13 protein-coding genes are annotated in these 12,781 nt (G+C 40.8%); 7 read left to right on the top strand and 6 right to left on the bottom strand.

Translation table 11 applies throughout. The annotated features are described in order from the left end of the window. Position 1 precedes the first annotated feature (1 nt). Entirely contained in the window at positions 2 to 880 is an 879-nt protein-coding gene (locus ACNORC_RS01185; RefSeq protein ID WP_418333749.1) for a cupin-like domain-containing protein, read from the top strand. Here the strand turns inward: ACNORC_RS01185 and ACNORC_RS01180 are convergent. From ACNORC_RS01180 to ACNORC_RS01165, 4 genes are all read right to left on the bottom strand, one after another. After that, complete coding sequence (locus tag ACNORC_RS01180) at positions 870 to 1,349, bottom strand: regulatory protein RecX (protein ID WP_418333748.1); 480 nt, start codon at positions 1,347 to 1,349, stop codon at positions 870 to 872. The genes ACNORC_RS01185 and ACNORC_RS01180 overlap by 11 nt on opposite strands. A gap of 169 nt (positions 1,350 to 1,518) precedes the next feature. Beyond that, positions 1,519 to 2,001 (bottom strand): YciE/YciF ferroxidase family protein, encoded by a 483-nt coding sequence (locus ACNORC_RS01175; RefSeq protein ID WP_418333747.1) that lies wholly within the window; start codon positions 1,999 to 2,001, stop codon positions 1,519 to 1,521. Positions 2,002 to 2,165: 164 nt separating this feature from the next. Further along, the gene (locus ACNORC_RS01170; RefSeq protein ID WP_418333746.1) at positions 2,166 to 3,707 is read right to left on the bottom strand and encodes an Rne/Rng family ribonuclease; all 1,542 of its coding nucleotides are present in this window, start codon (positions 3,705 to 3,707) and stop codon (positions 2,166 to 2,168) included. Between the two features lie 303 nt (positions 3,708 to 4,010). Further along, a complete protein-coding gene (locus tag ACNORC_RS01165) occupies positions 4,011 to 4,316 on the bottom strand; it encodes an HU family DNA-binding protein (RefSeq protein WP_256325185.1) in 306 nt (101 codons plus the stop codon). 123 nt (positions 4,317 to 4,439) lie between these two features. Here ACNORC_RS01165 and mutY point away from each other — a divergent pair, with 123 nt between their 5' ends. The 6 genes from mutY (at position 4,440) to ACNORC_RS01135 (ending at position 9,135) form a co-directional block, all read left to right on the top strand. Then, the gene (mutY, locus tag ACNORC_RS01160) at positions 4,440 to 5,480 is read left to right on the top strand and encodes an A/G-specific adenine glycosylase (protein WP_418333745.1); all 1,041 of its coding nucleotides are present in this window, start codon (positions 4,440 to 4,442) and stop codon (positions 5,478 to 5,480) included. 107 nt (positions 5,481 to 5,587) lie between these two features. Further along, positions 5,588 to 6,064: a single-stranded DNA-binding protein gene (locus tag ACNORC_RS01155; protein ID WP_418333744.1), complete on the top strand. Its 477-nt coding sequence runs from the start codon at positions 5,588 to 5,590 to the stop codon at positions 6,062 to 6,064. A gap of 21 nt (positions 6,065 to 6,085) precedes the next feature. Further along, the gene (locus tag ACNORC_RS01150) at positions 6,086 to 7,408 is read left to right on the top strand and encodes a gliding motility-associated protein GldE (RefSeq protein WP_418333743.1); all 1,323 of its coding nucleotides are present in this window, start codon (positions 6,086 to 6,088) and stop codon (positions 7,406 to 7,408) included. Next, positions 7,405 to 7,974, top strand: a complete 570-nt coding sequence (gldD, locus tag ACNORC_RS01145; protein WP_418333742.1) for a gliding motility lipoprotein GldD — start codon at positions 7,405 to 7,407, stop codon at positions 7,972 to 7,974. Before ACNORC_RS01150 ends, gldD begins: the two co-directional genes overlap by 4 nt. A gap of 59 nt (positions 7,975 to 8,033) precedes the next feature. After that, the gene (locus ACNORC_RS01140; RefSeq protein ID WP_418333741.1) at positions 8,034 to 8,918 is read left to right on the top strand and encodes a DMT family transporter; all 885 of its coding nucleotides are present in this window, start codon (positions 8,034 to 8,036) and stop codon (positions 8,916 to 8,918) included. Between the two features lie 67 nt (positions 8,919 to 8,985). After that, complete coding sequence (locus tag ACNORC_RS01135; protein ID WP_418333740.1) at positions 8,986 to 9,135, top strand: hypothetical protein; 150 nt, start codon at positions 8,986 to 8,988, stop codon at positions 9,133 to 9,135. Between the two features lie 115 nt (positions 9,136 to 9,250). On the opposite strand, the gene ACNORC_RS01130 is transcribed toward ACNORC_RS01135, so the two are convergent. Both ACNORC_RS01130 and ACNORC_RS01125 read right to left on the bottom strand, forming a co-directional pair. Beyond that, entirely contained in the window at positions 9,251 to 11,314 is a 2,064-nt protein-coding gene (locus tag ACNORC_RS01130; RefSeq protein ID WP_418333739.1) for a M16 family metallopeptidase, read from the bottom strand. A gap of 24 nt (positions 11,315 to 11,338) precedes the next feature. Further along, positions 11,339 to 12,664 (bottom strand): M16 family metallopeptidase, encoded by a 1,326-nt coding sequence (locus tag ACNORC_RS01125; protein ID WP_418333738.1) that lies wholly within the window; start codon positions 12,662 to 12,664, stop codon positions 11,339 to 11,341. Positions 12,665 to 12,781 lie beyond the last annotated feature (117 nt).

The following is a 12,781-nucleotide window of genomic DNA, read 5'->3' as shown; positions in this document are numbered from 1 at the left end:
GATGGCAGAAGGAATGGTGCTGGCACCAATACCACGAGAGAAAAGAATATCCAAAAAAGATTTTAGGGAGAAGTACGTAAAGCCACAAAAGCCGGTAGTTATAGAGCAGTTGATCGAAGACTGGCCTGCATATGAAAAGTGGTCCCTGGAGTACATACAGGAGAAAGCGGGCGACAAAATGGTGCCTCTCTTTGATGACCGACCGATTTCTTCAAAATTCAAATTCAATGAACCTCACACAGAGATGAAGATGAGGGAATATATTGAACTTCTCAAAAAAGGCCCTACCAGCTATCGTATATTCTTATATCACCTGTTGAAAGAGGTTCCTGCATTACAAAAGGATTTTAAATTCCCGAAAGTCGGCTTGCGTATTCTCAAGCAGATTCCAATGCTGTTCTTTGGAGGCGAGGGTTCTAAGGTGTTCATGCATTATGACATTGATTACGCGAACATTCTTCATGTTCATTTCCACGGAAAGAAACGCTGCATCCTGTTTCCACCTTCAGAAACCAGATATTTGTATAAAGTTCCGCATGCCCTTATTGCGAGGGAGGATATTGATTTTACAGATCCTGACTACAATAAATTTCCAGCTCTAAAGAACGCGAAAGGATATATCACTGAACTTAACCATGGGGAGACTTTGTATATGCCCGAAGGTTACTGGCATCAAATGACCTATCTCACTGCCGGATTTTCAATGAGCTTACGGGCTGCACCCCGTAATCTCCGAAACCTTTCCAAAGCTCTTTACAATCTTTTTATTATGCGTCATTTTGATAACTATATGCGCAAATTGAAAGGGCAGAGATGGATAGATTATAAAAATGAAGAAGCTATAAAGCGCACAAATAAAAGGAACAAGATCACTCAATAAGCGTATTCACGGCCTCAAAAACGAGTTCTGACTCGTAACCTTTCTGCAAAAGATGATCTGCCAGTTTCTTTTTACGCTTGAATTTGTTTGTCTCTTTCAATAAATTATTCTTCTTCTCAGCCAAATAGTATAAAGCTTTGAGATACTCTTTCTGATCGATCTCGGAAAGAGCCAGTTTAATTATCGGGGAGGATATTTCTCTAAGCTTCAGCTCCTGCAAGATCTTTTTACGTCCCCATTTTTTAATCCGGAATTTTCCGCGGACAAAACTGCGGGCAAAGCGTTCTTCATTTAGAAATCCGTCCTGCATAAGGCTAATAATGATCTGTTCCCTTGCTTCAGGGATCATTCGCATCTCCATGAGCTTGTCTTCCACCTCTTTCTGAGATCGTTCGCGATAGGCACAGAACTGCATAAGCTTAACGGTGGCTTCTTTGACAGTATAGGATTTTCCGGACTCCTTATTCAAACTTAGAATTCATTATTCAGGATTCAAAAATAGGATTTTAAGAATAAAGAAGATTTGTTTCTATTAGCAAATGGCTTGAGAAGTCTTCGAGTATTTCTTTTACACTTTAATATCGGGTGGAAATAAAAAACGCCTCGAAAGAGGCGCTTAAATGGAATTATATACCGGATTAAACGGCTTTTTTGTTCAACCGGCCTTCAGCCAGCTTATCCAATTTGTTATCGGCATCATACTCTTCATCCAATGTTTTCTGCAATTTTTCTGCTATTTTACTATGACCCAATTCCTTTGCATAGCGCACTACAGTGCCATAACCAGCAATTTCATAATGTTCCACCCGCTGTGCATCGGCTATTAACCCGGCATCTCTCACTTCCTCAGGTGCATCTTCCTTTAAGAAATCTTCGGCCTCTTCAATAAGACCTTTCATTGCCTTGCAGGTCTCTCCTTTTGGGCTAAAATCCAGCTCCTTGCAAATCTCTTCTAACCGATTTTTTTGTTCTTTGGTCTCCTCGAGATGATTTTCAAATGCTTTTTTAAGTTTTCCGTCATGTGCATTTTTAGCCATTTTTGGAAGGGCTTTTATCAGTTGACTTTCGGCGCTATAAAGGTCCTTTAACTGGTGCTTGAATAAGTCATTCAGGTCTTTCATGATTTCATATTTATTTGGTTAATAAGGTGGGAAATTAGACCTGAAGTGGATGAAGATCAGTTAATTATGTAATAAATGTTTGTTGTAGGTTTATTAATTGTGAAATAGTATTAAAAAATGGCAAAAAAAAACGCCTTCCAAAAGAATGAAAGGCGTTTTGATTTCTATTGAATCATTTCCCCGTCTTTGTCGTGAAAATGATATTCAAGATACGTGTAAGCATCTCTTGGTACTATTTTTACCCAGCGCTTATGGTCAAAAAACCATTTTGAACGGGGCGATGGAAAACCTTTTGTTAAAAAGGCTGCTATAAAAGGATGTGCACTAAGCGTGATCTTTTTATAGTCTTTTTTGATCAGTTTTTCAAGGTCGGTCGTGATCTTGTTCACCAAAACAATGGGAGCTTCAATTTCGTCTCCCTGTTTATTGGGATTCTCCTCTCGTGTTTTGATATTCATTTCGGGCCGTACCCTTTGTCTTGTAATTTGTATTAGTCCAAACTTACTCGGAGGCAAAATTTTGTGTTTTGCCCTGTCATCACTCATCTCATTTCTTAGATGATCAAACAATGCTTTTCGGTTTTCGGCCTTGTTCATATCAATGAAATCGACAACTATGATCCCTCCCATATCCCGGAGGCGTAGTTGACGGGCGATCTCAGTGGCACTGATGAGGTTTACCTCGAGTGCAGTGTCTTCCTGATTCTTGGATTTGTTGGAGCGGTTACCGCTGTTCACGTCGATGACGTGCATAGCTTCGGTGTGCTCTATGACCAGGTAGGCGCCTTTGTTCATTGAAACGGTGCGGCCGAAAGTAGTTTTGATCTGTCTTTCAATTCCGAATTTTTCAAAAATCGGAATGTTGGAATCGTACAACTTTACAATGGATTCTTTTTTTGGAGCAATTTCACTCACATAGTCTTTGATTTGTGTGTATAAAGTTTCATCATCAACACAAATAGAGGAGAAAGTATCATTAAAGACATCTCTTAAAATAGAGGATGCCCTGTTTAACTCTCCCAATACCTTTGAAGGTTGTGGTGCTTTATACAGTTTTTTGCACATTCCTGTCCAACGGCCCATTAAATTCTGCAGGTCGTTGTCCAGTTCTGCTACTTTTCTGCCTTCTGCTACGGTACGAACAATAATTCCAAAGCCTTTTGGTTTAATACTTTTTACCAGTCGTTTGAGGCGATCTTTTTCTTCTTTGCTTTCTATTTTTTGAGAAACAGAAACGCGGTTGGAAAAAGGCACCAAAACGATATATCGGCCCGGGAGGGAAAGTTCTGAACTTATTCGGGGGCCTTTGGTGGAAATGGGCTCTTTTACTACCTGTACCAGTAGCGATTGATTTGATTTTAAGACATCGGCAATGCTTCCGTCTTTATCAATATCTTTTTCAAAAGGAAAATCCTTTAGGGAATAATCCTTCAATTTACCTGTGCTTACACGTTTTATGAACTTCAATAAGGAAAGTACCTGTGGACCAAGGTCATGATAGTGCAAAAAAGCATCTTTCGTGTAGCCCACATTTACAAAGCCGGCATTTAATCCGGGGACAGCTTTTCGCACTTTGGCAATAAAAATATCACCAACGGCAAAATTACTGTCGTCTTCTTCCTTGTTGAGTTCAACTAGTTTTCCATCTTTTAATAAGGCAAAATCTACAGCAGAGGAACCGGTTCTAATAATTAACTCTTTGTTCACTCTAATTGATTTTTATCTACACTCACCGGGGTGAATACAGATGGATTAAACAATAAAATTTCACAGGGTTTTAAAATCCTGAAGAAATTCCAATACCGTTGTTCAGGCATTTGGAATTTCGATTTCAAAGAACGATTTAAACAAAAAAAGTAGTGTGAAAACTACTTTTTCTTGTGGCGGTTAGCTCTTCTTCTCTTCTTACGCTTGTGCGTCGCTACCTTATGTCTTTTTCTCTTTTTACCACTTGGCATAGTGTGACTTTTAAATTAATGATTTATTTTTTACTGCCCGCAGGCAAAAACTTTATTTTACCTCAACATTGGTCTTTACACCTTCAACAAAAACTTTGGCAGGTTTGAATGCCGGAATGTTGTGCGCTGGGATCTTTATAGTGGTATTCTTGGAAATATTTCTTCCGGTTTTTTCAGCTCTGGTTTTGATGATAAAGCTTCCAAATCCTCTCAAGTAAACATTATCTCCTGCTTCTAAAGAAGTTTTAACCTCTTCCATGAAGGTCTCAACTGTAGCTTGTACATCTCCTTTTTCCATTCCTAGTTTCTCGGAGATCTTTGCCACGATATCTGCTTTCGTCATTGTAGTATGATTTATTAAATTAGGGGTTTGTAAATTTTCGAGGGGCAAATATAAGAATTAAATCTGCAACTTTTCAAGTCTAATCCATTAAATAGTAACAGAATAAAGAATTATACTTGCACCTGAGAATTTCTTGCGATGCTTTTTAGTAAAAATCTGATACGCTGGTATATAGAAAATAAACGTGACCTGCCCTGGAGACGTACAAATGATCCTTATAAAGTCTGGCTCAGTGAAATAATGCTACAGCAGACCCGTGTAGCACAGGGCATGCCCTACTATTTGAAGTTCATTAATGCATTTCCCACCGTTTTTGACCTTGCCCGCGCCTCTGAAGAAGAGGTTTTGAAATTGTGGCAGGGCCTTGGATATTACTCCCGGGCCCGAAACCTGCAAAAAGCGGCGAAGTACGTGGCTGAAGAACTCGATGGCAATTTCCCCAATACTTATAAAGGACTACTTTCATTAAAGGGAGTAGGTGATTATACTGCCAGTGCTGTGGCCTCTATTTGTTTTAAAGAGCCGGTGGCAGTAGTTGATGGAAATGTATTCCGGGTACTTTCCCGTGTTTTTGGGATCGCTACTCCTATTAATTCTACTGAAGGTAAGAAGCAATTTGGGGAGCTGGCCCAGAAATTAATCGATAAGAAGAATCCTTCAGATCATAACCAGGCATTGATGGAATTTGGCGCCTTGCAGTGCACTCCTCAAAAACCGGATTGCCTTAGCTGCCCCTTTTCTTCGGGATGTATTGCCTTTAATCAGAACAGGATCGCTGAGCTGCCGGTAAAGCTGAAGAAACAAAAGATCAAAAAAAGGCATTTTAACTACCTTGTTTTTTTGTCTGATGATGGAGAGACCCTTGTACAGCAGCGGCGGGGGAAAGGTATATGGGAGGGCCTGTATGAATTCCCCCTGGTAGAGACAACGGCCGAGATAGGCCAGGCAGATCTTGTGGAGGAAGAGGCATATAGGGAATATGCGCAACAATCTTCGGAAGAAGTGGTGCTTTTTAATGAAACTCCCGTAGTGCATAAACTGTCTCATCAACATATCCACACTAAATTTTGGATTGTAAACTGCGAAAACCTCCCTTCGGAAGGGGTTTCGGTGAAGGAATTAAATAAATACCCGGTGCCGGTTTTAATCGAAAATTTTATTGATACCTTTGATTTTTAAAGATTTCTGAATAGGATCCTTCCGAAGCAGAAAAATGAAAGTAGGAAAAACCCAATAAGAACAATTTTTCCTTATTTTAGAATCTGAATAAAAAACTTATAATTAAAATGACCGGAACCTTAAATAAAGTAATGCTGATTGGCCACACCGGAGATGATGTAAAAATGCACTATTTCGAAGGAGGTGGATCTGTAGGTCGTTTTCCATTGGCCACAAATGAAGTCTACACCAATAAGACCAGCGGAGAGCGCGTTTCCAACACCGAATGGCATAACATTGTGGTGCGGAACAAAGCTGCTGAGATCTGCGAAAAATACCTTAAAAAAGGTGATAAGGTCTATATTGAAGGACGTATCAAGACCCGTAAATGGCAGGACGAAAAAGGGAATGAACGCTATTCAACTGAAATTCAGTGTACAGATTTCACCTTTTTGACACCTAAAGACCAGAGCGGTCCCGGAGAATCTGCCGGCTCAAATTCATACCAGTCACAGGGTCAGTCTCAGAATCAGCCCCGGCAAAATACGGCAGCCAGTCCATCTCAGGATTTTAACCAGGAAGAAGAGGACGATCTGCCGTTCTAAGTCTAATTAAAACCGTAACATTTGGATCCTGATCCTGTCAGTTTAATTTCTCTCTTTAACGCTATTGACTTTTCGCAACTGCTGGGTACAGTTGCGGCGCTACTTTTACTGATCTCTTCGGCCCTCGTTTCTGGTGCCGAGGTGGCTTTCTTTTCTCTTACCCCTTCAGATTTTGAAGTAGAAGAATCTAAAAGATCTGTCAAGGAAAAGATAGTGATCGCCCTACTGGATAAGCCCAAAAAGTTGTTGGCGACCATTCTGGTGGCTAACAATATGATCAATATTGCGATCATTCTCCTTTTCGACAACCTGACTGATGATGCTTTCAAGAACATTGACACCGTTGTCATGGGGATTGACCTGCAGTTTATCCTTGAGGTAGTGGTAGTGACTTTTCTAATCCTGCTTTTTGGGGAAATCCTGCCTAAGGTATATGCCAGCAGAAATAAGATCGCATTTTCGCATTTTATGGCCTATCCGCTGAACGTACTTGACACAGTGTTTTCACCGCTAAGTACGCCAATGCGTTCCGTGACCTTATTTATTCATCGCAGGTTAGGAAACCAAAAAAGCGGAATCAGTGTAGATCAACTTTCACAAGCCCTGGAACTTACCAGTCAGCATGATACGACTAAGGAGGAGCAGAAAATATTAAAAGGAATTGTTTCCTTCGGAAACACCGACACCAAGCAGGTGATGCGGCCGCGAATGGATATTTTCGCTTTGAATGAAAACCAGCCGTACAAGGAGATAATTCCGGAGATCATTGAAAATGGATATTCCAGGATCCCGGTATACAAGGATAGTATAGACAGTGTAACCGGAATTCTTTACGTAAAAGACCTGTTGCCATACCTTGACCAAAGCGATTACGAATGGACCTCTCTTTTAAGGGAACCTTATTTCGTGCCGGAAAACAAAAAACTGGACGATCTTCTGAACGATTTTAAGAACAAGAAGAACCACCTGGCTATAGTGGTAGACGAATATGGCGGTACCAGCGGTTTGATCTCTTTGGAAGATATTATCGAGGAAATAGTTGGGGATATTAGTGATGAATTTGATGATGAAGACCTGGTGTTCTCAAAACTTGATGAGAATAATTACATTTTTGAGGGGAAAACTCCATTGAAAGATTTCTACCGGGTGATCAAGCTTGATGATCCGTCGCTTTTCGAAGAAAACAAAGGGGAGGCGGAGACTCTTGCGGGTTTCCTTCTTGAAATATCGGGAAGTTTTCCGAAGAAGCACGATGTAATCTTTTTTGACCGTTATAACTTCACTATCGAGGTCATAGACCACAAGCGAATCAAACAGATCAAAGTTAGTATCACGGGAATATGAAAAAGTTGATTGGAGGGATGCTCCTCATTTTACTTTTTACGGCCTGTGGAGAAGATCCGCAGCCAAAACCAAAGGGCTATCTCGCGCTGGATTTTCCTATGGCCGAATATGAAACTTTGGATCGTGGTTGCCCCTATATCTTTGAAAAGAACAACTGGGCGCGGGCTGAAAAGCCCCGGGTCAATAAAGAGTGCTGGGTAGATCTCCACTATGAAATGCTGGATTGCACCATATTTATTACATACCAGCCGGTAGAAGGAAATCTTGATTCCCTGCTCACTGACGCCCAAAAATTGCCTTTGCAGCACACTATAAAGGCGGATGCTATTGAGGGAGATATCTACACCAATCCTTACAATAACACCTACGGAATGTTCTATGAGGTGACAGGTGATGCCGCTTCCCAGGCACAGTTCTACCTTACAGATAGTGTGAAGCATTTTTTGACCGGTTCCGTATACTTCAACGCCAAACCAAATTTTGATTCAATCCTGCCGGCCGCAGCTTATTTAAAAAAGGATATTCGGCACCTGATGGAAACTGTGCAGTGGAAGGAAATCGAATAATTCCATTAAAACTCTTTCAGTTTTTGAATTATTAGCGACTTTTACCGCAAAATTTCTGGATGTCCCCAAAAAATCTGAAATGGATCTTTCTTTGCCTTCTCGCTCTTGTTTGGGGAAGTTCCTTCATTCTTATTAAAAAAGGACTGGTGGGGCTTACAGCTTTGCAGGTCGGCTCTTTGCGATCAGTGTTCGCAGCTCTTTTCCTTTTATTAATTGGAGTTAGAAGCCTTAAGAAAATCAAGGGGAAGCAATGGAAATGGATCGCCTTTTCTGGCTTTTTTGGAACCTTTTTTCCTGCTTACCTGTTCTCATTTGCAGAGACAGAGATCGATAGTGCGATCGTGTCCATACTAAATTCTACTACCCCTTTGCTATCAATGCTGGTAGGAATATTTATGTTCGAAGCGGCTTTTATAAGAACCAAATTCATTGGTGTACTTGTTGGGCTTGCAGGCACAGTTGCCCTTATTTTGAGTGGGGCAGCTGTCAATCCAAATCAAAACTACTGGTATTCACTGCTTGTGATCCTGGCTTCTTTGTTCTACGGATTCAATGCCAATGTGATCAAAAAGCATCTTCAAAGTATCCCTGCCCTAGCAATAACCACAGGTAATTTTATGGTAATAGCCATTCCGGCTTTGATCGTGCTTGCTACCACTGGATTCTTTTCAACAGAAGTACTTAAAGCACCAGATGTACAACTTTCCCTGTTGTTCGTGGCTGTCCTCGGAATCGTTGGAACAGGTGCAGCCTTAGTGGTCTTTAATAAATTAATTCAGATCTCCGATCCGGTTTTTTCCACTTCGGTGACCTATCTCGTCCCTATTGTCGCCTTGGGGTGGGGAGTTTTAGATGGAGAAAATTTCACACTTTTACAACTTTTCTCCGGACTCCTGATTTTGCTGGGAGTGCTGATTGTCAATAAGAAAGCAAAAAAGTTATGATTTCTTTTGGTTGCTTTTAACTTTTAATTAACTTTACGGGACCATTCTAATTTTAAAGTCCGCGTATATGAAGAAGAGAATGTTTTATGGGTTTACGCTATTTGTCTCCTTGTTTATGTTGGTAGCCTGGCAATTTGCCGCTGCAGAATTGGCCCAACTCCAGTCCAAATCAAAAATTCCTTCTCAAAAGGATAAAACTGAGCTCGCTCAACAGTAAAAGATCTTTCAATCTTTAAGTATTTCAATTCCTGATTTACAGGAATCTTGTGTGATATTTTTAATAAAAAAGCCGACCCTTTGGGCCGGCTTTACTTGTAGGGAACTAATTCAACTTATTCAAAGTCGGCATCAGAGACACCTTCATTTATTTTTATGTCGGTTACCTTAAGCTCAATACTTACCTGAGGTAATTCCTGTAGATATGTAAATGGGAATTTAATTCCGTTTACTTCCTGATAGTTAGAAAATATCATAGGAACACTCATTGTTTGAGGTGCTTCTCCAACGATTTTCACCTGTTTAACTTTAAGACCCGTTTTTGTACTGTAGTAATTGAAGGTGTTATCGTTCATTTTGACCGCGTAAACTTCTTCCTCGTCTACTGTTTCCAGGCCTTCCAATGTTGCATTGCTGGCTTTTAGTTCAGGAAAAGGGTGAGCTTCCATTTTAGCTGCTGCTATTTGGTCCTCGGTAAAAGGAACCTTTTGTCCGCGGGCCATATTGTATCCAACAGTTCCGTTGAAAACATTTTTCTGCATCACGTTTCCGCCCACAGATATTACAGTTGAAGACTTTCCTTCACTGGTTTGCTTTGCTTCCATATCCATGGTCATTCCCTGAATAGTTCCGGAGGCCGTAACAAAGACAGATTTGACATCATTAACCGCATCTTTTCCGCCAATAGCTTCAATATACTTATCGAACACTTTTTCGACAGTCATGTCTGCTGCTACTTTCTTCTTGAAAGATGGTTTTTCAATTGGATTGCTGTTTTTGTCAAAGTACTTAACAGGAATTTCTTTTCCATTGTAAGTAAGATTCTCGAGATCTTCAGCAACTTCACTTCCCTTACCAACCACAATGATACGGGCATTATCAGCCAGGTAGTATTTTTTAGCCACTCTCTGAATATCTTCGGGAGTAACAGCATTGATCTTTTTCAGGTACGTCTGATAAAAATCTGCAGGTAACTTGTCAGTTTCGATATTTAACGCGTACTGAGCAATTGTAGATGGTCTCTCCAATGCAAGTACAAAGTCTCCTGTGTATTTTGCTTTCGCGTTCTCCAGTTCTTCCTGGCTTACCTTAGTATCTCTGATGCGATAAAGCTCATCAAGGAAGGCAACTACAGCAGAATCGGTCACAGCGTTACGCACACTTGCGCTTGCTAAGAAACGGGCAACATATTTGTCGTCTCCGGTACTTGAGTAGGCGCCGTAAGTATAACCTTTGTCTTCACGCAGGTTAAGGAATAAACGTGCTTCTCCACCACCACCTAGGATCTTGTTGGCAAGTAATACAGGAAAGTAATCGGCATCTCCTTTTTTAAGCTGGATCGTATTAGTTACCTGAACCTCTGACTGGACTGCGTTTGGAAAGTCAACAAAGTCAATTTCTGTCTGGGCTACGTTGTCCACCTTAGGCATAGGTGATTTTGGAAGTTCTTTTTGTTTCCAGTTCTTAAAGTACTTTTCAACCAGGTCTTTAACTTCTTTTGTCTTTACATCTCCCACAACAACCAGGTAGGCGTTCTGAGGAACAAAATAGGTTTGGTAATACTTCTTTACGTCTTCCAGGCTAAGGTTCTTAATAGTCTCCTCAGTTTCGAATTCCCCGTAAGGGTGATCTTTTCCATAGCTAAGTGCACGGCTGATCTTTCTTGCATTGGAAGCCACATCTTTTTCAGAAGCTTTCAATCCTTCAAGAGCTCTTTCTTTTTCCTTTTCAAACTCTTCCTGAGTGAAATTCGGATTAAGAACTCCCTTAGACATCAGTTCGGTGATGCGCGGAAAGTACTTTGACAAGGTGTTGGCAGATGCCCCGGAGGAGAAGAAGTTAACATTCGCTCCCAGGTAATCTATTTCTTCATTGAACTTGTCTTTAGGAATGTCCTTGGTTCCTTCACCCAACATGGCACCCATTATTCCTGCAACTCCGGCTTTTGCGCCTTCAGTGTGGGGTGGGTTGTCCATTGTGAGGGTCATGGAGACACGTGGTAATTTGTGGTTTTCAACAACCAGCACCTTTAATCCGTTTTTAAGGGTAAAGGAATCTGGTTTTCCCAGGTTTATTTCTGGAGCCGGTCCCGGTTCGGGCATTTGGCTTCGGTCAATTTGTGCCTGAATTCCGGTTGTGGCCAGAAGTAAGGCTGCTATTGCTATAATTTTATTCTTCATTTTCTAAGTGTGATTAGTGTTGTGTTATTCGGCAGCTTCTTCTTGCTTCGGAAGATACTTCAGTTCTAAACGCTGGTTCTCGTTAAGGTATTCGTTTGCTACCCTTTTGATGTCCTCACGTGTAATAGAACGGTAAATGTCAATTTCTTCATTGATAAGTTCTGTGTTGCCATATAGCGTGTGGTAAGTGGCCAAAGAACTGGCAATACCGGCAATACTACTGTTGGAGTTCACATATCTGTTCTCAAATTTATTCTGAAGTTTTTCGTATTCTCTCTGACTGATCAATTCAGTCTGCAGTTTTCTGATCTCTTCATCTACTTCCGCAGTAAGAGTATCAAGCGGAGTATCTCCAAGCGGAAGTCCGAAAACCACATATTGTCCATAATCTTCCTGGGCAATATTGAAAGCTCCTATTTGAAGGGCTTGTTTTTGATCGTCAACCAGCTTTTTGTAAAGACGGGAAGATTTTCCATCAGAAAGTACAGAGGAGACCATATCCAATACGTAAGCGTCGCGTTCCTTCATTGAGGGAGTACGGTAGGCTAAAACTATCGCCGGGATCTGAATGTTTGGGTCGTAATACGTTCCTGAGATCTCTTCAGTAATAGGTTCCTCTTTAATATCGATCTGTTGAACCTCAGCTCCTTTTTCGATAGGTGCGAAGTAGTCTTCGATCATCTTCTTGGTCTTTTCGATGTCTATATCTCCGGCCACTACCAGTGTAGCGTTGTTAGGAACGTAAAATTTTTCATTGAACGCCTGGAATTCTTCTAAGGTCGCTGCATCAAGATGTTCCATGGAACCAATGGTAGACCAACGGTAAGGATGTTTTTCAAAAAGGCGCTTTTTAACTTCAGCTAAAATATTCCCGTATGGAGCGTTATCTACCCTAAGCCTTTTTTCCTCTTTTACAACCTCATTCTGAGTATCTACTCCTTTTTGGTCAATAATTGGGTGCATCATTCTTTCTGATTCCATCCATAGTCCCAGTTCTAGCTGGTTTGAAGGAAAGATCTCATAGTAGTAGGTTCTGTCATCGGTGGTGTTTGCGTTATTGCTTCCGCCGTTAGAGGAAACGATCTTGAACCATTCCCCTTTCCCAATATTTTCAGTTCCTTCAAAAAGTAAGTGTTCAAAAAAGTGGGCAAATCCGGTTCTTTCCGGATTCTCATTTTTTGCTCCCACGTGGTACATTACTGATGTGGTCACAACCGGGGCTGTATTATCCTGGTGGAGAATAACATCCAGCCCGTTATCCAGCTCGTATTGAGTGAATTCCACCTCTTGTGCTATCCCTATAGCACACAGGAAGAAAGCGCAGGCCGCTAATTTAATTCTGTTGGTCATTTTTACTCGGTTTTTAATTATATACTATTATAAGTATTAAAAAGAAGATAATTGTTACATAAAAGCTAAATGTAATTGGAGTAGGTTTGGGGTATGAGGCTAAATTAACAAGCTGTT

Source organism: Salinimicrobium soli, from assembly GCF_048323655.1.
GTDB classification, from domain to species: Bacteria; Bacteroidota; Bacteroidia; order Flavobacteriales; family Flavobacteriaceae; genus Salinimicrobium; species Salinimicrobium soli.
The sequence above is the reverse complement of the archived record's forward strand: the minus strand, read 5'-3'. Positions and strand labels throughout refer to the sequence as shown.

What these genes read in the sequence shown, in the direction of transcription:
- ACNORC_RS01155 (WP_418333744.1), top strand. Translation starts at nt 5,588, where the DNA reads ATGACCGGAACCTTAAATAAAGTAATGCTGATTGGCCACACCGGAGAT.
- ACNORC_RS01135 (WP_418333740.1), top strand. Translation starts at nt 8,986, where the DNA reads ATGAAGAAGAGAATGTTTTATGGGTTTACGCTATTTGTCTCCTTGTTT.
- ACNORC_RS01130 (WP_418333739.1), bottom strand. Translation starts at nt 11,314, where the DNA reads ATGAAGAATAAAATTATAGCAATAGCAGCCTTACTTCTGGCCACAACC.
- mutY (WP_418333745.1), top strand. Translation starts at nt 4,440, where the DNA reads ATGCTTTTTAGTAAAAATCTGATACGCTGGTATATAGAAAATAAACGT.
- ACNORC_RS01125 (WP_418333738.1), bottom strand. Translation starts at nt 12,664, where the DNA reads ATGACCAACAGAATTAAATTAGCGGCCTGCGCTTTCTTCCTGTGTGCT.
- ACNORC_RS01140 (WP_418333741.1), top strand. Translation starts at nt 8,034, where the DNA reads ATGTCCCCAAAAAATCTGAAATGGATCTTTCTTTGCCTTCTCGCTCTT.
- gldD (WP_418333742.1), top strand. Translation starts at nt 7,405, where the DNA reads ATGAAAAAGTTGATTGGAGGGATGCTCCTCATTTTACTTTTTACGGCC.
- ACNORC_RS01175 (WP_418333747.1), bottom strand. Translation starts at nt 2,001, where the DNA reads ATGAAAGACCTGAATGACTTATTCAAGCACCAGTTAAAGGACCTTTAT.
- ACNORC_RS01185 (WP_418333749.1), top strand. Translation starts at nt 2, where the DNA reads ATGGCAGAAGGAATGGTGCTGGCACCAATACCACGAGAGAAAAGAATA.